At 66.9% G+C, this 23,473-nt stretch carries 25 protein-coding genes; 8 read left to right on the top strand and 17 right to left on the bottom strand.

From position 1 onward, the window contains the following. Positions 1-6: 6 nt before the first annotated feature. Positions 7-312 (top strand): MGMT family protein, encoded by a 306-nt coding sequence (locus ACWDTF_RS07175; RefSeq protein WP_240861578.1) that lies wholly within the window; start codon positions 7-9, stop codon positions 310-312. A 295-nt stretch (positions 313-607) separates the two neighbouring features. Here the strand turns inward: ACWDTF_RS07175 and ACWDTF_RS07180 are convergent, their stop codons facing one another. The 8 genes from ACWDTF_RS07180 to ACWDTF_RS07215 all read right to left on the bottom strand — a co-directional run bounded on the left by ACWDTF_RS07180 (position 608) and on the right by ACWDTF_RS07215 (position 10,484). Then, the gene (locus tag ACWDTF_RS07180; RefSeq protein ID WP_355279173.1) at positions 608-1,357 is read right to left on the bottom strand and encodes a sirohydrochlorin chelatase; all 750 of its coding nucleotides are present in this window, start codon (positions 1,355-1,357) and stop codon (positions 608-610) included. Next, entirely contained in the window at positions 1,354-2,550 is a 1,197-nt protein-coding gene (locus ACWDTF_RS07185) for a uroporphyrinogen-III synthase (RefSeq protein WP_240861583.1), read from the bottom strand. Before ACWDTF_RS07185 ends, ACWDTF_RS07180 begins: the two co-directional genes overlap by 4 nt. Next, on the bottom strand, positions 2,547-2,975 hold the full coding sequence (locus tag ACWDTF_RS07190; RefSeq protein ID WP_240861585.1) for a nitrite reductase (NAD(P)H) small subunit: 429 nt from the start codon (positions 2,973-2,975) through the stop codon (positions 2,547-2,549). Before ACWDTF_RS07190 ends, ACWDTF_RS07185 begins: the two co-directional genes overlap by 4 nt. Beyond that, complete coding sequence (gene nirB / locus ACWDTF_RS07195; RefSeq protein ID WP_355279167.1) at positions 2,972-5,536, bottom strand: nitrite reductase large subunit NirB; 2,565 nt, start codon at positions 5,534-5,536, stop codon at positions 2,972-2,974. Before nirB ends, ACWDTF_RS07190 begins: the two co-directional genes overlap by 4 nt. A gap of 53 nt (positions 5,537-5,589) precedes the next feature. Next, a complete protein-coding gene (locus tag ACWDTF_RS07200) occupies positions 5,590-7,047 on the bottom strand; it encodes a nitrate/nitrite transporter (protein ID WP_355279164.1) in 1,458 nt (485 codons plus the stop codon). Positions 7,048-7,263: 216 nt separating this feature from the next. Further along, entirely contained in the window at positions 7,264-8,118 is an 855-nt protein-coding gene (locus tag ACWDTF_RS07205; protein WP_240861593.1) for a TIGR02569 family protein, read from the bottom strand. 58 nt (positions 8,119-8,176) lie between these two features. Further along, the gene (moeZ, locus tag ACWDTF_RS07210) at positions 8,177-9,388 is read right to left on the bottom strand and encodes an adenylyltransferase/sulfurtransferase MoeZ (RefSeq protein WP_240861645.1); all 1,212 of its coding nucleotides are present in this window, start codon (positions 9,386-9,388) and stop codon (positions 8,177-8,179) included. A gap of 58 nt (positions 9,389-9,446) precedes the next feature. Continuing rightward, positions 9,447-10,484, bottom strand: a complete 1,038-nt coding sequence (locus ACWDTF_RS07215; RefSeq protein WP_374247690.1) for a DUF3152 domain-containing protein — start codon at positions 10,482-10,484, stop codon at positions 9,447-9,449. 66 nt (positions 10,485-10,550) lie between these two features. Between ACWDTF_RS07215 and ACWDTF_RS07220 the strand changes: the two genes are divergently transcribed. Next, positions 10,551-11,207 carry a TetR/AcrR family transcriptional regulator gene (locus tag ACWDTF_RS07220; protein WP_240861597.1) on the top strand — a complete coding sequence of 219 codons (657 nt, stop codon included), beginning with the start codon at positions 10,551-10,553 and terminating at the stop codon, positions 11,205-11,207. Between the two features lie 15 nt (positions 11,208-11,222). Here the strand turns inward: ACWDTF_RS07220 and ACWDTF_RS07225 are convergent, their stop codons facing one another. Further along, positions 11,223-11,453 carry a DUF3107 domain-containing protein gene (locus tag ACWDTF_RS07225; RefSeq protein ID WP_240861599.1) on the bottom strand — a complete coding sequence of 77 codons (231 nt, stop codon included), beginning with the start codon at positions 11,451-11,453 and terminating at the stop codon, positions 11,223-11,225. A gap of 107 nt (positions 11,454-11,560) precedes the next feature. Beyond that, on the bottom strand, positions 11,561-12,280 hold the full coding sequence (locus ACWDTF_RS07230; RefSeq protein ID WP_240861601.1) for a ferritin-like fold-containing protein: 720 nt from the start codon (positions 12,278-12,280) through the stop codon (positions 11,561-11,563). Between the two features lie 203 nt (positions 12,281-12,483). Here ACWDTF_RS07230 and ACWDTF_RS07235 point away from each other — a divergent pair, with 203 nt between their 5' ends. Together ACWDTF_RS07235 and ACWDTF_RS07240 are read left to right on the top strand one after the other, a co-directional pair. Next, complete coding sequence (locus ACWDTF_RS07235; RefSeq protein WP_449754182.1) at positions 12,484-14,133, top strand: DEAD/DEAH box helicase; 1,650 nt, start codon at positions 12,484-12,486, stop codon at positions 14,131-14,133. Positions 14,134-14,176: 43 nt separating this feature from the next. Further along, a complete protein-coding gene (locus tag ACWDTF_RS07240) occupies positions 14,177-15,439 on the top strand; it encodes an Rv3212 family protein (RefSeq protein ID WP_240861607.1) in 1,263 nt (420 codons plus the stop codon). Positions 15,440-15,557: 118 nt separating this feature from the next. Here the strand turns inward: ACWDTF_RS07240 and ACWDTF_RS07245 are convergent, their stop codons facing one another. After that, positions 15,558-16,349, bottom strand: coding sequence for a ParA family protein (locus tag ACWDTF_RS07245; RefSeq protein ID WP_449754183.1), 792 nt, complete (start codon positions 16,347-16,349; stop codon positions 15,558-15,560). A 56-nt stretch (positions 16,350-16,405) separates the two neighbouring features. Beyond that, entirely contained in the window at positions 16,406-16,846 is a 441-nt protein-coding gene (locus tag ACWDTF_RS07250; protein ID WP_240861613.1) for a hypothetical protein, read from the bottom strand. Between the two features lie 68 nt (positions 16,847-16,914). Here ACWDTF_RS07250 and ACWDTF_RS07255 point away from each other — a divergent pair, with 68 nt between their 5' ends. Next, positions 16,915-17,868 (top strand): diacylglycerol/lipid kinase family protein, encoded by a 954-nt coding sequence (locus ACWDTF_RS07255; protein WP_449754216.1) that lies wholly within the window; start codon positions 16,915-16,917, stop codon positions 17,866-17,868. Here the strand turns inward: ACWDTF_RS07255 and ACWDTF_RS07260 are convergent. Next, positions 17,802-18,923 carry an MFS transporter gene (locus tag ACWDTF_RS07260; protein WP_240861648.1) on the bottom strand — a complete coding sequence of 374 codons (1,122 nt, stop codon included), beginning with the start codon at positions 18,921-18,923 and terminating at the stop codon, positions 17,802-17,804. The genes ACWDTF_RS07255 and ACWDTF_RS07260 overlap by 67 nt on opposite strands. A 422-nt stretch (positions 18,924-19,345) precedes the next feature. On the opposite strand from ACWDTF_RS07260, the gene ACWDTF_RS07265 reads away from it, so the two are divergent. After that, positions 19,346-19,600: a WhiB family transcriptional regulator gene (locus ACWDTF_RS07265; RefSeq protein WP_005170735.1), complete on the top strand. Its 255-nt coding sequence runs from the start codon at positions 19,346-19,348 to the stop codon at positions 19,598-19,600. 71 nt (positions 19,601-19,671) lie between these two features. Here the strand turns inward: ACWDTF_RS07265 and ACWDTF_RS07270 are convergent, their stop codons facing one another. After that, on the bottom strand, positions 19,672-21,177 hold the full coding sequence (locus ACWDTF_RS07270; RefSeq protein WP_240861615.1) for a sensor histidine kinase: 1,506 nt from the start codon (positions 21,175-21,177) through the stop codon (positions 19,672-19,674). A gap of 24 nt (positions 21,178-21,201) precedes the next feature. Beyond that, complete coding sequence (locus ACWDTF_RS07275) at positions 21,202-21,423, bottom strand: biotin/lipoyl-binding carrier protein (protein ID WP_240861617.1); 222 nt, start codon at positions 21,421-21,423, stop codon at positions 21,202-21,204. 96 nt (positions 21,424-21,519) lie between these two features. On the opposite strand from ACWDTF_RS07275, the gene ACWDTF_RS07280 reads away from it, so the two are divergent. Then, positions 21,520-21,594, top strand: a complete 75-nt coding sequence (locus ACWDTF_RS07280; protein WP_374247711.1) for a 50S ribosomal protein bL37 — start codon at positions 21,520-21,522, stop codon at positions 21,592-21,594. 104 nt (positions 21,595-21,698) lie between these two features. Here the strand turns inward: ACWDTF_RS07280 and rsrA are convergent, their stop codons facing one another. Both rsrA and ACWDTF_RS07290 read right to left on the bottom strand, forming a co-directional pair. Next, the gene (gene rsrA / locus ACWDTF_RS07285) at positions 21,699-22,037 is read right to left on the bottom strand and encodes a mycothiol system anti-sigma-R factor (protein ID WP_240861619.1); all 339 of its coding nucleotides are present in this window, start codon (positions 22,035-22,037) and stop codon (positions 21,699-21,701) included. Then, positions 22,034-22,879, bottom strand: a complete 846-nt coding sequence (locus ACWDTF_RS07290) for a sigma-70 family RNA polymerase sigma factor (protein ID WP_374247701.1) — start codon at positions 22,877-22,879, stop codon at positions 22,034-22,036. Before ACWDTF_RS07290 ends, rsrA begins: the two co-directional genes overlap by 4 nt. 73 nt (positions 22,880-22,952) lie before the next feature. On the opposite strand from ACWDTF_RS07290, the gene ybaK reads away from it, so the two are divergent. Then, complete coding sequence (gene ybaK / locus ACWDTF_RS07295; RefSeq protein ID WP_240861622.1) at positions 22,953-23,450, top strand: Cys-tRNA(Pro) deacylase; 498 nt, start codon at positions 22,953-22,955, stop codon at positions 23,448-23,450. Positions 23,451-23,473: the final 23 nt, after the last annotated feature.

Raw genomic sequence — 23,473 nt, forward strand, 5'->3', positions numbered from 1 at the left:
GTTCTGATGGCTGCGGTCAGCGACGAGCAGGTGGAGGACGTGCGCGGACTGGTTGCCGCGATCCCGCTGGGTCAGGTGAGTACCTACGGGGATCTCGCTGCCGCAGCGGGACTTTCGTCGCCGCGCATCGTCGGCTGGATCATGCGCACCGACACCGTCGACCTGCCGTGGCATCGCGTCGTCCCGGCGTCGGGGAAGCCCGCCCAACACCTCGCCCGTCGCCAACTCGAGCGACTCCGGGCCGAGGGTGTACCGATCGTCGACGGTCGAATTCGATTGCGGGAGTGCCGATGGGACATCCCCTCCCGTTGACCGTGCAGCGAAAACCGTTGACCGTGCGTCGCATATCGTTGACTGTGCAGCGAATGCCAGGGATCAGCGACCCACCCGCCGGCCACCAAGAAAATAGGGGAAGAAACTCGTCCCCTACCCTTGGTGTCCTCCCTGCGAGTTTTCTGGGGGACGACTCCGAACCTCGCGGAAGAAAGTTCCTCCCCTAGGTTTTTGCTGCACCGCGCAGACGCATTTCCCCAGTTCAGAGACTTGGTCACGTCATTCTTCGGATCAGTCAGACCGACTCGACGGCGTCCGGTTTTGGGGCGCACGGTCAACGGAGGTGGACGGCGGCCGTTCGACGGTAGGGACTGATGGCGGCACGCATACGGGTGACGATCAGGTCGATGATGCGGGGGTCGGCGCCCAAGGGTGCCGAAACTGCGTCGGCACCATAGGTTTCCAGTCGCTGATGAAACAGGCCGGGTGCGAGCAGATGGCTGGCGACAACCACCCGCCGACCGCTGCGCCGAGCCCGGGCGATCGCCTCGGGCACCGTGGGCGTCGCGGTGGCGATGAAGCCGACCTCGACGCGGCCACCGATCAGCGACTCGAGCTGTCGCGCCGCGAGATAGACCTGACCGCACGCACTTTGATCGGAACTTCCGGCGGCGGCGAGCACCACGGCGTCGCCCGGCTGCCAACCGGCCTCGACGAGTCGCAGTCGTGCGACCGCCGCGATCGCCGGGTCCGGGCCGAGCGCGCGGGTGACGATCGTGTCCCGACGACCGGCCGCCGCGACGTGCTCGGGGATGTCCTTGCGGACGTGATAGCCCGACGCCAGGAAGGCCGGCACCAGCAGAGCGGGACGTTCGACGTCGGCGATGACCTCGGCCGGTGTCGGGCCGAGCACATCCACGAACGCGGTGCGGGTGGTTCCGATCCGACGACTCACCAATGCGGCGATGTCGGCGATCACGTTGACCCCGTGTGGGTTTCGGGTTCCGTGCGCCACCAGCACCGGACTGACGTCACGCAGCCGGTCACCGAAGGGCAGCACCACACCACCGTCGTGATTCGTCATTCGTCCCCCTCGCTGTCGTATTCGAGGTCCACTGCGAGGCGATAGCCCCGCTTGACCACGGTCTGGATCATCTTGGGATCGCCGAGCGCCGCACGCAGACGCCCCACCGCCACCTCGACCGCGTGCGTATCGGAACTGTCGCCCGGCAGCCCACCGAGCAACTCCTGCCGCGACACCACCCGTCCGGGCACTCCGGCGGCGAGGATCTTCAGCAGGATCATGCTGGTCGACGAGAGGTCGCGCACCTGGCCGTCGACGAGTACCGCCTGACCGTGGATCGAGGCGTCGTGGCCGGCGACCCGCAAGGTGTGCGTGCGTCGCGGCAACTCGTCGGTGATCATTCGGGCCAGCGCGCCGAGCCGGAAGCGTCGCGGGTAGGTTGTCGGGATCTGTAGGGCCTCAAGGGGACTCGCGGTCACCGAGCCGACGCACATCACCGGCACCGCGGTGCGCAGCGCGTGCACGAACTGCTGCAGCTTGCCCAGTTCCTTTGCCCGCGTGAGGATCGACGCGGCGGCCGGTGCACTGGTGAAGGTGATCGCGTCCAGGTCGGCGCGCAACACCGACCAGATCATCTTGTCGATGGCGTCGACGTCGGGATGCATGTTCCAGCGGTAGACCGGGATCGCGACCACCTCGGCACCTGCCGCGCGCAGCACAGTGCAGAAGTCCGGCAACGGTTCCCACTCACTGGTCGCCCCATGCAGTTGCACGGCGATCCGCACGCCGTCGACACCCTCGTCGAGGAGCCGGTCGAGCACCTCCGAGGACGACTCGCTCTCTGGCGACCACTCCTCGCGGAGGCCGGCTGCGCGGATCGCGCCCTTCGCCTTGGGTCCGCGGGCGATCAGGCGGCTCTTGCCGAGCGCCTCGAGGACATCTTCGGCATTGCCCCAACCCTCCGCGGCCTCCACCCACCCACGAAAGCCGATGCCGGTCGTGGCGACCATGATGTCGGCCGGATGGGCGATGAGCTCGGCGGTGACCCGTTCGAGTTCGGTGTCGTCGGCCAGCGGCAGGATTCGGATGGTCGGCGCATGGATCACACGTGCGCCTCTGCGGGTCAGCAGCGCGGCGAATTCTTCGGCCCGACGAGCCGCCGTCACGCCGATGGTGAAACCGGCCAGCGGAAGCGGACCGTCACCGTCACTCGATGATCCCGCCGGCCCCGACACTGAAGATGTGGTGTTCACGCTGGAAAGAACACCTCGACCACTCGTTCCACCACACGCACGGCGTAGCTGGGCACCGACATCGCGTCGTCGTCGAGGCAGAGCCCGGTGCGCAAGGCGAAGACCTGCTTGCCGAGCGGGCTCGCCACCGTCGGTTCGCCCGCGCGATCGCCGGTGAGGCCGCGCGACAGCACCGCGGCACGACCGTAGGGATCGATGTTGCCGATCGCATACAAGCGGGTCCGGCCGGGCGCGGCCTCCCGATCGGTCTCGGCCGCCGGAATGCGGAACAGCGCAGCCTGGACGGCGTCGGGCCCCAGCACGGCCGCGCCACGACCGACGATCAGGTCGTCGATGGCGCACGCCCGCACCCACACACCCGGTACGGCTGCCTCGGGGACACTCTCGGTCACCGGCGTCGAATCGCCGGTGGCGGCGACACTCATGTCGGCACTCCTTCTCTCTGATCTGAAGCGATCTGGTCGCCGCCTGCCCGGTCGGGCATGGCGGGCATGTCCAGCAGTACCGGAACCTTGCGATCACCGTCACCGTCGAACTTGATGGTGGGGTCCACCACATCGGGTGCGTTTACGAACGACACGAACCGCTTGAGCTTGTCCTCGTCGGCCAGCACCGCGGCCCACTCGTCGGTGTAACCGGCCACATGCTGGTCCATCGCGGCCTCCAGTTCGGCGGCCAGACCCAGGCTGTCGTCGCAGACCACCGATCTCAGATGCTCGAGTCCGCCTTCGAGCGATTCCAGCCACGGGGCTGTGCGCTGCAACCGGTCAGCGGTACGGACGTAGAACATCAGGTACCGATCAATGTAGGCGACGAGCGTGTCGTCATCCACCCCGCCGGCGAGCAGCTGGGCGTGCTTGGGACTCTGTCCGCCGTTGCCGGCGACGTACAGATTCCAGCCGTGCTCGGTGGCGATGACGCCGACGTCCTTGCCGCGCGCCTCGGCGCATTCGCGGGCACACCCGGACACCCCGAACTTCAGCTTGTGCGGCGACCGCAGCCCTCGATAGCGCTTCTCCAGGAACACCGCCATGCCCACCGAGTCCTGCACACCGTAGCGGCACCACGTCGAGCCGACGCAGCTCTTCACGGTGCGCAGGCTCTTGCCGTAGGCGTGCCCGGATTCCATCCCGGCGTCGACGAGGCGGCGCCAGATCTCGGGCAGCTGATCCACCCGCGCACCGAACAGATCGATGCGCTGACCACCGGTGATCTTGGTGTACAGGCCGAAATCGCGGGCGATCTCGCCGATGACGATGAGCTGTTCGGGTGTGACCTCACCGCCCGGCATGCGGGGCACCACCGAATACGACCCGTTCTTCTGCATGTTCGCCAAGAAGTGGTCGTTGGTGTCCTGCAGGGCGGCCTGCTCACCCGACAGGATGTGATCGCTGGAGGTCGACGCCAGAATCGACGCGACGGTCGGCTTGCAGATTTCACACCCTTGACCGGTGCCGTACCGTTCGATGAGCTCGGAGAACGTGCGGATACCGGTCACCGCCACGACCTCGAAGAGTTCGGCCCGCGACTGCGCGAAATGCTCACACAGCGACTTGCTGAGCTCGACGCCCGACGATTCGAGTAGGGCCTTGATGCTCGGCACGCAGCCGCCGCAGGTGGTGCCCGCCGACGTGCAGCCTTTCACCGCCGCGATGTCGCAGGCTCCGTCGGCGATCGCCGAACAGATCGTGCCCTTGGACACGCCGTTGCACGAACAGATCTCGGCGTCGTCGGGCAGTGCGTCGAGACCGACGCCGCCGCCACCGCCCTCCGGCGCGATGAGCGCCGCCGGATCGCCCGGGATCTCCCGGCCGACCATCGGTTTGAGCATCGCGTACGCCGACGCGTCACCGACCAGGATGCCGCCGAGCAGCGTCGTGGCGTCGTCGGAGACCACGACCTTGGCGTACTTGCCGGCCACCGGGTCGTGATAGACGATCTCCAGCGAGTTCTCGGTGGCGCCCATCGCATCACCGAAGCTCGCGACGTCGACTCCGAGCAGTTTCAGTTTGGTCGACATGTCGGCACCCGGGAACGTCCCGGCGCCACCGAGCAGCCGATCGGCGACGACCTCTGCAGTGCTGTAACCCGGCGCGACCAGGCCGTAGCAACGACCCTCGACCGCGGCCACCTCACCGATGGCGTAGATCGCCTCGTCATCGGTGACGCAGCCGGAGTCCACCAGGACACCGCCCCGCTCCCCGACCGCCAGCCCGGCGTCGCGCGCCAGCTGATCACGGGGGCGGACCCCCGCAGAGAACACCACCAGCGACGCGTCGATCTGCGAGTCGTCGCTCAGCGTGATTCGCAGGCCACCGTCGTCGCCGTCGGCGATCCCGGCGGTGCCGACCCCGGTGTGCACGATCAGCCCGAGTTCGGTGACGAGCTTCTTGAGGACGGCACCGCCACCGTCGTCGACCTGCATCGGCATCAGCCGTGGAGCGAATTCCACGACGTGCGGGACCATCCCCATCAGCTTCAGGGCGTTGGCGGCCTCGAGTCCGAGCAGCCCGCCACCGACGACGACGCCGTGCGCGCCGGGACCGGCCGCCTCGGCAGCCGACCGGATCCCGTCGAGATCGTCGAGAGTCCGGTAGACGAAACACTTCTCGTGATCGTGTCCGGGCACCGGCGGCACGAAGGGATACGATCCGGTCGCGAGAACCAGTGCGTCGTAATCGATCTGCTGCCCGCCACTGGTCGTGACCCGTCGTCCCGAACGGTCGATCGCGGTGACGGTGTCGCCCAGGTGTGTCACCACCGAAGCGTCGCCGTCGTAGGTGTTGCCGGCCAGTGCCAGCGAATCACGCGTCCACGCACCGACATACGAGGACAATCCCACCCGGTCGTAGGCCGGGTCCGCTTCCTCGGACACGATCTCGACACGCCACTGATTGTCGGTGTCGCGGTCGCGTAGTGCTTGGACAAAACGGTGTCCCACCATGCCGTGTCCGGCCACGACCACTGTCTTGACTTCGCTGGTCACTGGGTGCTCCTTGCTCGATCTCGGGGCTCAATATCGGCGGATTGCCGGCCTGATCAGGCCATCGCCTTGTCGGTGGTCCCGGCGTCGCTCTTGGCGGCCGGACCGTCGGCCACGGTCAGATCCGTGGTCTCACCGATCACCATCGGACGGCGTGCATAGAACCACCAGGTGACGAGCGCGGCCACCACGTAGAAGCTCGTGAACACCCAGAACGCCATCGTCGCAGACTGATTCGACTTGTAGCTGGCTCGCAGGACCAGGTTGATCCCGACACCGCCGAGACCGCCGGCAGCTCCCGCGATACCGATCAGCGCGCCCGCCATGCTGCGCGACCACTTGACCTTGCCCAGCGCGGTGAGCCCGGACATGTTCGCCACCTTGTGTTCCCAGATCGTCGGGATGATCTTGTACACCGAACCGTTGGCCAGACCCGAGAGCAGGAACAGCAGGATGAACCCGACGATGAACGCGGCCAGCACTCCGCCGGTGATCTTCTTGTCGTTGTGGTCGGCGATGGTTCCGGCAACCACCAGGATCGACGCCGAGAAGATCATGGCGATGAAGGTGTAGAGGGTGACCTTGCCGCCGCCGACGCGGTCGGCCAGCTTGCCGCCGTACGGGCGGCTGAGCGAACCGAGCAGCGGGCCGATCCAGGCGATCTGGGCGGCCGCGAGCGCGGGCTTGGCGGCACCGGCCGCGGTGAAGCTGATGTTGAGGACCTGGCTGAAGGCGAAACCGAAGCCGATGAACGAACCGAAGGTGCCGATGTAGAGCAGGCAGATCAGCCAGGTGTCGCGGTAGCGGAGGCAGTCGATCATGGCACGCCCACTGGCGGTCTGGTGATCGAGGTTGTCCATGTAGATCGCAGCGCCGACGCCGGCCACGGCAAGCGCGACAAGGTAGACGGCACAGACGATTTCGGGCTTGTCCGACGCGAGCCAGATCACCAGCAGACCGATGAGCTGGACGACCGGCACGCCGATGTTGCCGCCGCCGGCGTTGAGGCCGAGCGCCCATCCCTTGAGCCGCTGCGGGTAGAAGGCGTTGATGTTGGTCATCGACGACGCGAAGTTGCCGCCGCCGAAACCGGTGATCGCGGCCACGGCCAAGAACCAGCCGAACCCGAACTCACCGGGGTTCATCATCAGCATCATGGTGAGCCCGGTCGGGATCAGCAGCACGATCGCGGAGAACACCGCCCAGTTACGACCGCCGAAGATCGCGGTGGCCTGGGTGTAGGGAATGCGCAGGCAGGAGCCCACGAAGGTCGCGGTGGCCGCGATGACGAACTTCTGGTCGAGGCTGATCCCGTAGGCCGGACCCATGAACAGGGCCATCACCGAGAACAGCGACCACACCGAGAAGCCCACATGCTCGCAGAAGACCGACCAGAAGAGATTGCGCTTGGCGATCTCCGCGTTGCCGTTCTCCCACGCCTGCCGATCCTCGGGATCCCAATCCCGGATCGTGTGATCGCGTTTGAGGTTCTCCCTCACTGAAGAAAATGCCATGTGTCTACCCCGGTCCAATGCTGTGGATACCGCGCGTCGGCGGTGGTGGTCGATTTACGACACCGCAGACAGCGTCGTCGTGCGATTGAGACCAAAGGTAAAGAGCGCGTGTTGCGCGGATTTTCGTTCAGATGACCCGACCGTCACGTTGTGCTCACATCGTCACACTGGCGCTGTGAGAACTCCAGATTCGACGTATAGGGCCCTGAGCTGCAGTTATACCATCAGGCGCACTTGATCGACCACTCGTTGCAGACCGGGCAGTGCGCCCGAGGTGGACCGTGGGTGCAGGGCGTGGACCGCGAGACGGAACATCGTCGCCCGCAGCATCATCTGCGGCCACTCCGGTTGGTCGGACCAGCGGTCGATCAGTTCGTCGTCGGCGCCACCCCAGGCGAGGGAGTCGACCACCACCACCGCCGCGGCCCACGGCGCGGGTCGCCAGTACGGGACGATGTCGGTGATGCCAGGTGCTGCAGCGCCCGCGAACAGCACCGTCCCGAACAGGTCGCCGTGCACCACCTGCGACGGCAGGTCCACGTTCTTACGAAGTGTCGCAAGGGTTTTGAGCATCTCGACGCTGCGGACGCCATCCGGTGAGGTCGGTTCGCCCATCCCGGCGGCTCGCGCCGCACGCAAGGGAACGTCCTCCCATGCCGCCCGATCGGCCGCGGTGAACACGTCCACATCGGTGTGTGGCGGCGCCGGCGGCTGCAGCAGGAAACGCGGACGTTCGAGGCCCGCAATGGCCTCGTGCAGGCGGTCGGCGACCGACACCACCTCGTCGTGCCGCGGTTCCGGGGAACCGGCGATGTAGGTGTCCGCACGCCAACCGGACACCACGTAACGGCCGTCGGTGGCACGGAAGGGACGCGCGATACGCAGCCCTTCGACGTAGAGGGACTCCCGGACTGTCGCCGACCAGGCCGCTCGGGCGTGGTCGGGCACCAGCGACAGCACCACCTCGCCCACGCGCCACCCACCGATCCACGAGTCACCCATCGGGATGGGCGGCTGGGCGGTGAGCCCGAACGTGTTCAGGACATGTTCGGGCGGCTCGACGCTGTTCACGTCTGCAGAGGTTACCGAGCCGCAGCCCCCGATCCGGTGAGCCACGCGGTCAGAGGCCCTAGTAGACCGGCAACTCCTTGTCGACCTGGTTCGCCCATGCGGTGACACCGCCCTGCAGATGCTTGGCGTCGGCGAACCCGGCGCGTTTGAGAGCTGCCAGTGCCTCGGCGGACCGGATGCCGGTCTTGCAGTAGAGGACCGTCGGCCGGTCCTGCGGGATTTGTGCCAGACCCACGCCGGAGAGGATGTCGCCCTTGGGGATGAGCGTCGCACCGTCGATGTGCACGATCTCCCACTCGACGGGCTCGCGCACGTCGATCAGCGCGACCTTGTCGCCCGAATCGAGCTTCTGCTTGAGCTCGACGGCCGTCAGGGTCGAATCGGCGGCCGCGGCTGCTGCCTCGTCGGACACCACGCCACAGAACTCGTCGTAGTCGATGAGACCGGTGATCCGCTCACCCTCCGGATCCTTGCGGATCTTGATGGTGCGGTAGGTCATGTCCAGTGCGTCGTACACCATCAGCCGGCCGAGCAGCGGCTCGCCGATACCGCAGATCAGCTTGATCGCCTCGGTGCCCATGATCGATCCGATCGATGCGCACAGAATCCCGAGCACGCCTCCCTCGGCGCACGACGGCACCATCCCCGGTGGCGGCGCCTGCGGATAGAGGTCGCGGTAGTTGATGCCCCGGCCGTCGGGTGCGTCCTCCCAGAACACCGACGCCTGGCCCTCGAAGCGATAGATCGACCCCCACACGTAGGGCTTGTGCGCGAGGACCGCCGCGTCGTTGACGAGGTAGCGGGTGGCGAAGTTGTCGGTGCCGTCGAGGATCAGGTCGTAGGTCGAGAACAACTCGATCGCACCTTCGGGTTCGAGGCGCTGGTCGTGGATGTTCACCGTGACATACGGGTTGATCTCGAGGATGGAATCGCGCGCACTCTCGGCCTTGGGACGCCCGACGTCGGACTGCCCGTGGATGACCTGACGCTGCAGATTCGACTCGTCGACGACGTCGAATTCGACAATGCCGATGGTGCCGACACCGGCGGCCGCCAGATACAGGAGTGTCGGAGAACCCAGGCCGCCCGCGCCGATCACCAGGACGCGTGCGTTCTTCAGACGCTTCTGACCGTCCATCCCGACGTCCGGGATGATGAGATGCCGGCTGTAGCGCGCGACCTCGTCGTTGCTCAGTTCCGCTGCCGGTTCCACCAGCGGGGGAAGTGACCCCTGCGGTGCTGAACCCCTGTTGGACACGTCCGCCTCCATACGTTTGTTCTCGGGCTGTACGCGAATCAACGACAGGTCGCCGCGGGGCATTCCCGGATCAGCGCTTGGGGAACGGCCAGGGATTGGGACGGCACACGTAGGTCGGGTTGGCCTCCATGCCCGGGTCGAGCGCCATGATCTGCTTGTTCGCGACACCGAAGGACTGCTGCATCATCACCGGCGCCAGCGCACCGTCCTGCTTGCACGGTTCGTGTGCCTCGTAACCGATGCCGTGGCCGGTCTCGTGGTTGATCAGGTACTGCCGGTAGCCGAGTCCGTCACCTTCGTAGGACAGGGCCCCGCGCACCCACCGAGCCTCGTTGAGGATCACCCGCTTGTTCGGCGGGTAGAAGCACGACGTCTCCAATTTGATCTGATACCCGCAGAGTTCCTTTGCCGTGCCCGGCGAGGTCAGAGAGATCCGCAGATCGGGTTCACCGCTGTCGATCCGGCGGAACGACACCTTGCCGTCGCCGATCCAGCTGCGCGGATTGGCCAGCGTGGTGTCGACCATCCGCGCGAACATCTGGTCGCCGCCGTAGTCCGAGGGCCGCAGACCGTTCTCGACCTGGACCATGTAGGTGTACTCCTGCCCACCGGTTCCCACCCGCTGGCCGGTGCCACGCACCGTGCGGAACGTCTCCCGCCCCTTCTGCGTGTAGGGTCCGCCGTCGGGCAGGGTGCCCGCGGGCAGCGGTGCGGTGATGTCCCCGACCGGGGCGCCGATGGGACGGGTCTCCTTGCTCACGTCGGTGTTGCGCGACGCGGCGGGACTCACCCCTTGTTGATCGGACATCGCCTCGGACCGGCTGTCGCGCACCGTCACCACGATCAGCACGACGGTCAGCACCAGGAGGACGGGAATGGCATAGGCCCGCCAACCGTAGGTCGACACGAAGCGGCCCAGCGCGGACTGCTTCTTGCGTTCCGGCTGACCGTCGCGGTCGACGCGTGGGCGTCCGCTGTCGTCGGTCGGATCCCAACGCGCACGCAGCGGCTGATCCGGTTTGGGACGCCCCGACGACCTCGGGCCCACATCCTTGGCACGAACCCGACTACTCATAGCGTCAGGCGCGCCGTCCTCTGTGCGGCTCACCAGACAACTTTCTCACAGCACACCGCAGATGCCGGGTAACGAGCGCCCACGAGTACGCTCTCATTCATGTCGACCGCCGCAAATGCGTCTGCCGTGCCCGGGCGTAACACCCGTCTGCCACGCAGCGCACGACGCATGCAGCTTCTCGACGCCGCCAGCGAGATCTTTGTCGAACGTGGTTATCACTCCGCCGGAATGGACGAGATCGCAGTGCACGCCGGGGTCAGCAAACCCGTGCTCTACCAGCACTTTCCTTCCAAACTGGATCTGTACATCGCGGTCGTCGACTCGCATGCGGAGAAACTCGTCAGCGACGTCAACACCGCGCTGCGCACCACCACGGACAACCGTCAGCGTGTGCGCGCCGCCGTGGAGGCGTTCTTCAACTTCATCGATGAGGACAACTCCGGCTACCGGCTGATCTTCTCCTCCGACGCGATGGATCCAGCGGTTATCCGCCGCATCGAGGGCGCCACCGAGGCGTGCGTCGACGCCGTGTACGGGCTGGTGATGCATGATTCCGGCCTCGATCCCTATCGGTCGCGCATGCTCGCCGCCGGTCTCGTCGGCGCGAGCCAGGTCAACGCACGCTACTGGCTGGAGGCGAAACGCCCGGTCGACAAGGCAACCGCCGTAGACACCACCGTCGCCCTGCTGTGGGGCGGACTGTCGCACGTCCCACTGCAGGGCGACGGGGAAACCCAGCCCGAGGCTGAGGTCTAACCGGGTCGAACCGGTCTAGCTACCGAAACCCACTCGGCGGTTCTCTGCCGCACCGACCTCGATGTAGGCGATCTTGGTCACCGGGATCAAGAAGCGCGCACCCTTCTCGTCGGTCAGGCTGAGCAGCTGCTCTTTACCGCCGAGCGCCGCCTCGACTGCCGCATACGCCTTGTCGCTGGTCAGCGCCGACAAGACGGTCAGCTCCCGTGGGCTGTCGGTGATGCCGATCTTCACTTCAACGGCCATGGCCACCCTTCTCCGTTCTCCTCAAACGCTTGCCGCACCAGGCTAGTTCAGTGCTCGACGGGACCGACAGGCACTCCGCTCAGAGCGAAAACCCCCGACGGATCGCGTCAGCCCAACCCGAGGTCGGCCATCCGTTGCGCGTGCTTCTCGGCGACCGAATCGAAGAAGTTCGCCACCCCCTGCAGCGAGGTCGCCCCTTCGAACAGCAGGTCGGTGACCTCCTCTTCGGCTGCGAGCACCCATTGGGCGTGGGTGATCGCCTCACCGAGGAGTCGTCGCCCCCACAACGTCAGCGGTGAGGCGAGGTTGGGGTCGGCGTCGACGGCCGCGCGGACCTGCTCGCGAGCAAACTGCGAGTTGGCCGTCTCTGCCATCACATCTGCGACCAGGTCACGGGCCTGCGGCGGCAGTACCCCGGCGAGCTCGTTGTAGAAGTCGGCGGCCAACCCATCCCCCACATACGCCTTGACCAGCGCCTCCAGCCATGTCTTGGGTGTGGTCACGCGGTGATACTGGTCGAACACCGACCGGTATCGGCGAACCGCGGCAGCCGCATCGATGCCGGCGGCACCCACCCGTTCGGCGAGCTGATCGAAGTGGCCGATCTCCGACGCAGCCATCCTGGCGATCGCGATACGGCTCTCGACGTCGGGTGCCATCGCCGACTCGTCGATCAATCGGTAGAAGGCCGCGAACTCGCCGGCAAGGAGGACGGCGAACAGTTTGGTGAGCGCCGGATGATCCGGATCGATGTCGCTGATCGACACCGCATTCGACGATGGTGGCTGGGACGATTGGGAGTGGGAGGAGGGGGCTCCGGGCGTCATGAGGCGATCGTAGGCGCGCCCACGGAACTAGACCAACCACCGGGTGTTGCTGATCACCAAGTACACTGGTCGTCGGTGTACCGGTGCGGGAGTCCACGATTTCCCCGGTCACCTGACATTGCGCGCGCACTTTCGACCCGTCTCGTTTCGTGCAGACACCTTGGTGCGTGCAGGAACAGACAGCCAGAAAGGCACAACCGCACATGACCGATTCCGACGTGCAGACAACCATCGTCGACGACACCCACACCTCCCCGACCTTCGCCGAGCTCGGCGTGGACGACCGCATCGTGGCCGCGCTGGCCGACGACGGCAAGACCCACACCTTCGCGATCCAGGAGCTGACACTCCCGCTCGCACTCAGTGGCGACGACCTGATCGGCCAGGCCCGCACCGGCATGGGCAAGACATTCGGCTTCGGTGTCCCGCTGCTGCATCGTCTCGCGCACGCCGAGGAGTCGGGCCTGCGTGCCCTCGACAACACGCCGCGCGCACTGATCATCGTGCCGACGCGCGAACTGTGTCTGCAGGTCACCGGCGACTTCGAGGTCGCCGCCAAGAAGCTCACCGACGTCACCCTGGGTGACGGCACCGTACGTCCGCTGAAGATCACGTCGATCTACGGTGGACGCCCGTACGAGTCGCAGATCGCCGAACTGCGCAGCGGCGTCGACGTCGTCGTCGGCACCCCGGGCCGACTGCTCGACCTCGCGCAGCAGGGCCACCTCATCCTCGGCAAGGTCGCCATCCTGGTGCTCGACGAGGCCGACGAAATGCTCGACCTCGGCTTCCTGCCCGACATCGAACGCATCATGAGCGCGCTGCCCACGCCGCGCCAGACGATGCTGTTCTCGGCGACCATGCCCGGGCCGATCGTCACCCTGGCCCGCACCTTCCTGAATCGGCCCACGCACATCCGCGCCGAGCACGCCAACGATTCGGCCGTGCACGAGCGCACCACACAGTTCGTCTACCGCGCGCACGCACTGGACAAGGCCGAGTTGGTGGCCCGCATCCTGCAGGCCGACGGTCGCGGCGCCACGATGGTCTTCACCCGCACCAAGCGGACCGCGCAGAAGGTTGCCGATGATCTCGGCGAACGCGGGTTCAAGGTCGGCGCAGTGCACGGCGACCTCGGTCAGGTGGCCCGCGAGAAGGCACTCAAGAAGTTCAGGTCCGGCGAGATCGACGTCCTGGTCGCGACCGACGTCGCGGCCCGCGGCATCGACATCGACGACGTCACCCACGTGATCAACTACCAGATCCCCGAAGACGACAAGAATTATGTGCACCGCATCGGTCGCACCGGTCGGGCCGGGCGCACCGGCATCGCGGTGACCCTCGTCGACTGGGATGAGCTGCACCGCTGGGAACTGATCGACAAGGCACTCGGCCTCGACATCCCGGAGCCCGCCGAAACCTACTCAACCTCAGAGCATCTGCGTTCCGACCTGTCGATCCCGGAGTCGGCGACCGGCCGTATCTCGGCTCCGCGACGCGAGCCTGCCGAGCGTGAACGGACCGAACGCACCGAACGCAAGCCGCGCGAACGCACCGCCAACCGCAGCCGTCGACGCACTCGGGGCGGCAAGCCGGTCGGTGACGCACCGGCCGAGTCGTCCACCAGCACGACCTCCACCACCGCGAAGACAGACGCCCCGAAGGCCTCCGCAACCACGAAGACCGCCACCGCAAAGACCTCCGGCGACACGACGGCCGACGGCAACACGAAAACCGACGGGGGTGACGGCTCCGATGGGCCGCGCCGCCGGCGTCGTCGCCGTGGTGGGCGCGGACGCGGCGGAGCCTCGAACGGTTCGCCCGCCTCGGCCGCGTCGGCTCCCGCCGAATAGCCGGCCGGTCCACTGCAGCGACGACACAGCGACGACACGACACGTGGCCCGACTCAGACCTGAACGCCGCACACCGATCGATTTTGTCGTCACCGCGGTCATCGTGGTGGTCGTGGTGGCGCTCGGGGTCATCGCCTGGGCGGTGAGCCCGGTCCGGCACACCGAGAGCGACGCTGCCGAGAAGGCGGCTCCGACGGTCCCCGCGGCCACCGCGATCCCCGACCGCCTCGTCGCCGGCTGGCACGCTCGCTCATCCGCCACGCGAATCCCCGCGCTCGGCGACGCCGTGGTGGTCACCGGTGACGGGGGCGACGTCGTCGCGCACGATCCGTTCACCGGCCACGAGGTGTGGTCGTATCGACGCGACCTCGCGCTCTGCACCACCGACGCCGTGTGGCCGGGCAGCAGCGATTCGGTACTCGCGGTGTACCGCAACTCGCGGGGCTGCTCCGAGGTCACCGCTCTCGACGGCAAGACCGGGCGTCGCACGGCCGCCCGGTCAAGCGACGCCGACAACACCCTGCACCTCGTCAGCGACTCGGGTTACGTTGTCGCACAAGGCCCTACCCGCCTGGAGACCTGGGGCTCCAACCTGGTCCGCGGAATCGAGTACGGCCGCGTCGACGCCCCGGTGAACCCCGACGTCCAGCCCGGCCGGGCGAACTGCCGGCTCTTCTCCTCTGCCATCTCCGGTGATCGGGTCGCGGTCATCGAGCACTGTGGCGAGGAACCGGGCTATCGGCTCACCGTTCTCGGCGCGTTGCTGAACTCGGAGGAGAAGGTCACCGAGTACGGTTCGTCGCTGCTCACCATCGACACCCTGCAGGCACCGCCGGTCCTCGTCGCGATGAACTCCTCGACCATCTCCATCTACGACGCCGGCAGCACCAATCCCGGCTCGCCGACGCCGCCCCGCATCCGGCTGTTCAATCAGGACGGCGTCCCCGGCTCGACCCACGACGTCAAGGGCGAGCGCACCCCACGAGCCGACAGCGTGCCGATCGACGACGACCCGGTGGTCACCTACTGGACCGGGCAGGCGACCGTCGTGCTCGACGCCGGCACCGGCCGGCCGAAGTACCAGGTCCCCGGCACACTGGGCCCGGGAGCACTGATGGACCGACAACTCCTGTTGCCGAGCCCGTCGGGGATCAGTGTCCGCGACGTCGAGACCGGACGCGAGATCCGCACCATCGCGCTGACCCGCACAGACTTCCGCGGTGGCACCGTGAGCCTGCGGGTGATCGGGCAGGTCGTCGTCGAGCAACGTGGTGACATGATCGAGGCCTTCGTCCCGGCTCCCTGAGCCCGTTGCGAGTCTCCTCCCGATCGCCGCCGAGCAAGCAACCCCTCCCGATGGCTGAGGCGCCGCCCTGAGGAGCGGTGCGTCGGGAGCGGTCGTGACTCAGGGGCCCGGTGGTGGGTCAGACCAAGTCGAAGGTCTGGACTTGCTGGCCGGCGTCCCAGTACTTCCAGAGGTTCTCGGCCAGTTCGCGATATGCGGTGGCGCCCTTGTTCTTTCGTCCGCGCATCACCGACGTTCCGGAGGCCGACGCCTCGGCGAAGCGCACGGTCCGCGGGATCGGCGGGGACAGCACCGCGAGGTCGTACCGATCGGACACATCGGAGAGCACATCGCGACTGTGGGTGGTGCGCGCGTCGAAGAGCGTCGCGACCGCACCGAGCATGGTGAGCGACGGATTGGTGATCTGCTGTACCTCGGACACCGTACGCAACAGTTGCCCGACGCCACGGTGGGCCAGCGTCTCGCATTGCAGCGGCACGATCACCTCGTCGGCCGCTGTGAGTCCGTTGAGCGTGAGCACCCCCAGCGACGGCGGGCAGTCGACGAGGATGACGTCGAAGTCCTCCGACACCTCGGCCAGTGCGCGCTTGAGCGCATACTCCCGACCCGGTCGCATGAGCAGCAGCGCCTCGGCGCCGGCCAGGTCGATGGTGGCCGGGAGCAGCGTCACGTTGTCCTCGGTGTCGAGCAGGACGTCGGTGATCTCCGCGTCGCCGAGCAGCACGTCGTGGACCGAGGTCTCGAGTTGATCCGGGTCGTGGCCCAGCGAGAACGTAAGGCACCCTTGTGGATCGAGATCCACCACCAGAACCGAGATATCCAGGTCGGCGAGAGCGGCCCCGAGTGACTCCACCGTAGTGGTCTTGGCCACCCCGCCCTTCTGGTTGGCAATCGCGAGGATGCGCGTCATGCAACTACTGTACGGCCACGGCGCCGAGAGGGCCCGCATTGGCCGCCAGTCGGGGCCTAATCGTCCGACTCGGTTCCCCCGAGCTCACCGGCCAGCCATCGCACCGACGCCGGACTGAACAAGAATCCGAGGACCACGAGGGCGGCCAGCCCCAACGGCACCGCGAAGGTCGGCTGATGGCTGGTGAACAGGTAATAGGCGACCGGCAGCAGCAGGATCTGCGCGACCATCGCGATGGCCCGCCCCCACCGGCGCCCGGTCAGCAGTGCGACCCCACCGAGGAGGACGCCACCGCCGATGATCCCGAACCACGCGGCCGTGCCGTAGCCGCTGATCGCGACCTCCTCATGGCCGGCCAGACCCCGGATCACCAGCACCGCGGCGACGATCACGGCGATCGCGCCCTCGAGTGCCGTCACCACCCCCGCCACCCGAATGGCTGTCGGTGGACGGTCGCCTGGATCGGCGACGACCGGCTGCTCTTGCTCCCTGCTCACGCGTCCAGCCTAGGGATCGATTACGCACGGCCTGGCGCTACCCCATATCCTCGGATGTCGTGCGCGTCATGCTCATCGTCAACCCGTTCGCCACCGCCACCAGTCCGGCGGGTCGCGATGCGCTGGTCCATACCCTGAGCGCCCACTTTCACCTCGACGTCGAGCACACCACACACCGCGGCCACGCCGGGGAGCTGGCACAGCGTGCGCTGGCCGAGGAGTTCGACGTCGTGATCGTGCACGGCGGCGACGGCTCGGTGAACGAGGCGGCCAACGGCCTGCTGGATCCCCCGAATGCGTCCGACCCCACCCGCCGTCGTCCTGCTCTGGCCGTTATCCCCGGTGGCAGCGCCAACGTGTTCGCGCGGACGCTCGGGATCGACGCCGACCCCCTGGCCGCGACCCGCCAGATCATCGGCCTCATCGATTCCGGGCAGTGCCGGCGGATCGGGCTCGGCCACGCAGCCGACCGCTGGTTCCTGTTCAACTGCGGAATGGGCATGGATGCGGTGGTGGTCCACGCGATGGAGGACAAGCGCCACGCCGGCAAGGCGGCGACGCCGATGCGGTATCTGTGGACGACGGTCAGCAGCTTCCTGCGCAACGCGGGCAGTTCGGCGACCTTCGACGTCGAGATCCCAGGGCGGGACCCGATCACCGGCGCCCGGTTCGGCTTCGTGTCGAACACCAGCCCGTGGACCTATCTCGGCAAACGCGAGATCCGCACCAATCCCAACACCGGCTTCGACAGCCGGCTCGGAGTGTTTGTCGCGACGTCGTCGGGAGCCCTGCGCAACATCCCGCTGGCAATCCGGCTGCTGGCCCAGGCCGACCCCAAGGCCCGGCACCTGTTCCGGGACGACGATGTCGAGGCGGTGCGTTTTCTCGCCGCCGAACCCATCGACGTGCAGATGGACGGCGACTACATCGGCGCGTTCACCGACATACGGTTCGGTCACCGACGCGCCGCCCTCGACGTGGTCGCTCCCCTGGCGACGAGCACCACCGACACCACCAAGTAAGGCACCGCGGCGACCGCGAACAGCGTCGCCGGACCCCACCACTGCGAGCCGAGCGCCCAACTGCCGAACGCGAGGATCGCCACCATTTCCTCCCCGACGCCGGCCACCGAGGTGACCGTGGCGCGCGAGGCCGATGACAACCGATCCTGCAACGCCGCGTCGGCGATCACGAGCGCCCACCCGAACACGCCGAACGCCACGGCCACCGCGACGATGCCCGCCGGGTGTCCCGACCATGCGCCGACGATGAGCGCCGCGGCCGCGACGGCGAGCGGAGCGCCCAGCTTGCCGACCGCCACCCGATGGGCGGCGGCGAGTCCACCGACGATGTCGCCGACCGACACCACCAGCATCATCAGGGCGATCGTCGACGGCGAATCATCTTGTCCCAAAAGAGATTCCGCAAGCAATGGCAGATACTCGTCGAGCGCGGCGACCCACGTCAGCACGATCACCAGCCCGAGCAGCCGACGCACCGCCCGCTGCGCAGACACGTACCGACGGGCATCGCGGATCACTGTCCGCCAGCTTGTCTCATCATCTTCGTCGTCGGGAACCTCAGCCCGGCGAGACACCTCCGGTAAGGCGGCGGCCGCACCGGCCGCCACGACGCAGGCGCCGACGCTTGCCCACCCCGCGGCCGCGTAGCCGCCCAGCGCGAGCAGCGGCGCTGCCAACGCGGTACCGGCCACGACACCGACCGCCTCGGCCGCCCGCACGCGGCCGGCCACCCGCGCGTAGCTGCGTTCCTCGCCCAGTACCGCGAGTTCGTCGTAGAGCAGCGCCTGCGCGGTCCCCGACCGCAACGAGCCACCCACGCCCCAGAGTACGAATCCCGCAGCGAAGGCCAGAAACGACGGCGCGACGGTCCACAGCGCGAAGCCGCAACCGGTCACCAGGGGTGACGCGATCAGCAGACGGCGACGAGAGAAGCGGTCGGCGAGCACCCCGCTGGGAATCTCGGCCACAAACGAGGTGGCGGACCAGATGATGAACAGCGCGGAAAGCTGCGCACCCGACAGCCCAGCTCCGGTCACCGACCGGTCGGTGAACATCACCGCGTACACCGGGTACAGCGGGATGAGATCGGTGCACAACGCCGCGGTGACCGCGGCGATTTTCAGGCGTCGTGAGGAGGATCAACATCGATGGCGCATATGAGGATGGTAACCACCATCGGCGACCTGCGGAAACCCTTAACGTAAGTAACCAAAGAAGCGTAGACTAGTACATCGGTGAGTGACCATGTGCAAGTCCCCCCCCCACTTGACCGCACAACTGGAGATGCTAGGTCGGTGACGTGATATTGCACACGTGTTAACGCAACACCATTGACTTCGGCTGGATTCGTGAAAGTATTCACAAGCAACAGCGCGGAAACATTTGGTGTGCCCGCGTGAACCAGGGGTTACAGCCAACACAAGCATTCATCAAGTATCGAGTGGTGCGCAAAAACGGCGCGCCTGAAGGAGAAGGAATGGACTGGCGTCACAAGGCCATCTGTCGCGACGAGGATCCGGAGCTGTTCTTCCCAGTGGGAACCAGTGGACCGGCCATCGCACAGATCGCTGATGCGAAGCTCGTCTGCGCGCGGTGCCCGGTCACCGCCGAATGCCTGTCGTGGGCGCTGGAGTCCGGGCAGGATGCCGGTGTCTGGGGCGGGATGAGCGAAGACGAGCGACGCGCACTGAAGCGGCGTACCGCACGCACGCGTACCCGGAGCAGCGTCTAGCGCTCGGCGGCCCCGAGCGCTGACGAGTCAGCCCGGCGGCCATGAGAGACCCGGCCACCGGCCGGGTTTTTTCATGCCCCGCGCAAGGGGATCACGATGACGACCTCGGTGCCCCGACCCTCCGGGTTGGGCCCGACACCGAGTTCGCCACTCAACTCGATCGACACCAAGGTCTGCACGATCTGCAGTCCGAGGTGTTCCGAGGTGGCCAGATCGAACCCGTCGGGTAGCCCGGAGCCGTTGTCGCGGACGGCGATTCGCAGATTTCGTACATCCCGGTCGACCACGATGTCGATCAGGGCGTCTTCCTGCGAACCGTCGAATCCGTGCTCGATCGCGTTCTGGATGAGTTCGGTGAGCACCATCACCAACGGCATCGCCGACTCGGCCGCGAGGACACCGAGCCGGTGTCGATGCTGCACCCGGACGGCACCGTCACCTGAGGCAACGTCCACCAGGATCGGCACCAACCGGTCGACGGCCTCGTCGAGGTCGACCTCCTCGTCGACACTGCCGGACAGCAGTTCGTGCACCAGCGCGATCGACGCCACTCGTCGTACCGCCTCGGTGAGTGCCAACCGGGCATCCTCGTTGGCGGTCCGGCGAGCTTGCAGCCGAAGCAGCGCCGACACCGATTGCAGGTTGTTCTTGACGCGGTGATGGATCTCCCGGATCGTCGCGTCCTTGCTGATCAACGCCCGATCTCGCCGCTTCACCTCGGTGACGTCGCGGATCAGCACCACCGCGCCGGCCACCTCGCCCCGCGGTCGTAGCGGCACCGCTCGGATGAGGACGGTCGCCCGTCGCGCGTCGGCCTCCACCCGCATCCCGATATCGCGGTAGGGCACCGTCGGTGGGAGCGCAGCGCCGGCGGCGACGTCGATCATCGACGCCACATCGGCCGCCTCGAACGCGTCGGTGAGCAGTTCGGTGACCACTTCCGAGAGCCGCGCGTGGTGAAGTTCGGCTGTCCACCCCATCCGATGGAAGGCCGACAACGCATTCGGGCTGGTGTAGGTGACCAGGCCGCTCTCGTCGAGCCGGATGAACCCGTCGCCCGCGCGGGGTGTCGACAATCCGCGCGGATTGCCCTCCTCTACCGGAAAGGTGCCGTCGGCCACCATCTGACAGAGATCGTTGGCGCAATCCTGGTACGCCAGTTCCAGCGGCGACGGCAACCGAGGGTGGGTCAGGTCGACGGCCCGGGTGAGCACGGCGATGACCGATCCGTCGAACTCCACCGGGACCGCCTCGCGACGAATTGCCATGGCACCGAACCAGGCTGGGTCCTCGTCGCGCAGTATCCGTGCCTCGACGAAGGCGCGCGGAACCTGCGGGTTGACCGACGGGTCGATGACGCGGCCCACTTCGTCGCTCGGAAACACGGTCGACGCCGTGTTGGGGCGGCACTGGGCGACGGTGACGATGTCACCCGATTCGGTGCGCACCGACAGTAGGAAGTCGGCGAAGGAGAGGTCGGCGAGCAACTGCCACTCGGCCACCAGCCGCTGCAGGTGTGCGGCAGCGGTGTCGGCGAGGGTGGTGTGCTCGGCGAGCAGATCGGCAAGTGTCGACATCTGGCGCCGGCGAACTGAGGTGGGTTACGACTGTTCGTAGACGGCGATGATGTCGCCCGCCTGGATCACGTCGCCCACCTTGACCTTGACGTCGGCCAGGGTTCCGGCTTCCTCGGCGAGGACCGGGATCTCCATCTTCATCGACTCCAGCAGGATCAATTCGTCGCCGACGTCGATCTGCTGGCCGGGCACGGCCTTGACCTCGAGCACGGTCGCGACGATCTCTGCAACGACGTCTTCTGCCATGCACTCAAACTAGCCCACACGCAGACCGATTGGGGTCGGCGCCCACCGTCGTGAAACAATGGTGTGCCCGCTATTCAGTACTGAAGGAGATGCGTCATGGGAAAGCGCGGACGCAAGAAGCGCGCTCGTAAGAAGAGCGCCGCCAACCACGGCAAGCGCCCCAACTCCTGAGTCTCTCCCCTTGTGTGGGGGCTCAGCGAGTCAGGACCCGCCCGGGACCGGTCACAACGCCAGCACGGCGTCGGCCACCCGGGCGTTGTCGTGTCAGTACTGGGTCAGCGGTCGGCGTCGCCGAGTTCGTCGGTCCGCACGGTGGTCTCGTGCACGATGACGGTCTTACGGATCTCCACGCGGAGTCGTTCGCGGAGTCCCGAGGGTGCCTGTTCGCCACCGCATTTGCGGTTGATGAGCGCCTTGAGCTGCTGTTCGATGCCGTAGTGCGCCAGGCAGGCCGGGCAGGCATCGAGATGATCCTGAAGCCGAGCGCGTGCGCCGGGGTCGCATTCGTTGTCCAGCAACAGCCACACGTCGGCGATCACCGCCGAGCAGTCGAGGTCGACGAATTCGGCGTCGGCCGCGTCGCGGATCTGCTGAGGATCACGGTCGCCGCTCATCGCGCCACCCCCGCATCCGATACCTCGGTCGATTCGCCACTGCGACTCGACCGGTTGAAACCGCGTTCACGCGCAACGTCGCCGAGCAGTTCACGCAGCTGACGACGCCCACGGTGCAGACGCGACATCACGGTGCCGATGGGTGTGTCCATGATCTCGGCGATCTCCTTGTACGGCAGACCTTCCACGTCCGCGTAGTAGACCGCCATCCGGAATTCCTCCGGAAGTTCTTGCAGCGCGGCCTTGATCTCGTCGTCGGGCAGCGCGTCGAGTGCTTCTATCTCTGCCGAACGCAAACCCGTCGAGGTGTGCTCCGCTGTCGCGGCCAGCTGCCAGTCGGTGATCTCGTCGGTCGGATACTGCGCAGGTTGACGCTGCTTCTTGCGGTAACCGTTGATGTAGGTGTTGGTGAGGATCCGGTAGAGCCACGCCTTCAGATTGGTGCCCTCACGGAACGACGCGAACGCGGTGAACGCCTTCACGTAGGTCTCCTGAACGAGGTCCTCGGCGTCGGCCGGATTGCGCGTCATGCGCAGAGCTGCGCCGTACATCTGGTCGAGCAGCGGCAGCGCGTCGCGCTCGAAGCGCTCGGTGAGCTGCTCGGGTGTCTCGTTGGGGTCGGCGCGCCGCGGCGCCGCGCTTGTTTCAGCACGATCGGTCGACTGGGACTCGGCCACTACGATCCCTTCGGTGATGGAATGCAGGGGGACACGCTCGGCCCAGTTTACCGGTGTGGATTCCACCCGGTGTCGCGTCGGGTCCACAGGCGCATCCAGCGCACGAATCACCACGGGTGGGATCGATGTCCCGACCGCCGGATCGTTCATCACCGATGCTGTCATCGTCGGATCACCCTCCTTCGCCACTTGCGTCGTCGCTCTTGCACAACATCGCGAATCGGGCAATTGTTCCGTCATGGCGTCCACTCCCGCGATCACCGCACTCACCCGGGCCGGCATCGACCACACCGTCCATCGCTACGCGCACGATCCACGCACCGACGCCTACGGCGCCGAGGCGGTGTCGGCGCTGGCCGAGTTGGTCGGCGTCGACGCCGAGCAGATTCTGAAGACACTGGTCATCGAGGTGTCGGGCAGCGGTGCCCGCAATCACCTGGCCGTGGCGGTCATCCCCGTCCCACGGCGCCTGTCGCTCAAGGCCGCGGCCGCCGCGCTCGGCGGCGCCAAAGCGGCGATGGCCACCGAACGCGACGTGACCAGGACCACGGGGTATGTCCTGGGTGGGGTGTCGCCGGTCGGGCAGCGCAGCGCGTTGCCCACCGTGATCGACATCTCGGCACTGGATCACTCGCGCGTGCTGTGCAGCGCGGGCAAACGCGGCCTCGAGATCGAACTCGCACCCGCCGACCTGGTGACGATCACCGGCGCGGTGACGGCCGACGTCGTGTCCTGAGTTTGTCGGAGCGTTCAGGCAGC

Source organism: Gordonia sp. NPDC003422 (genome assembly GCF_053588675.1).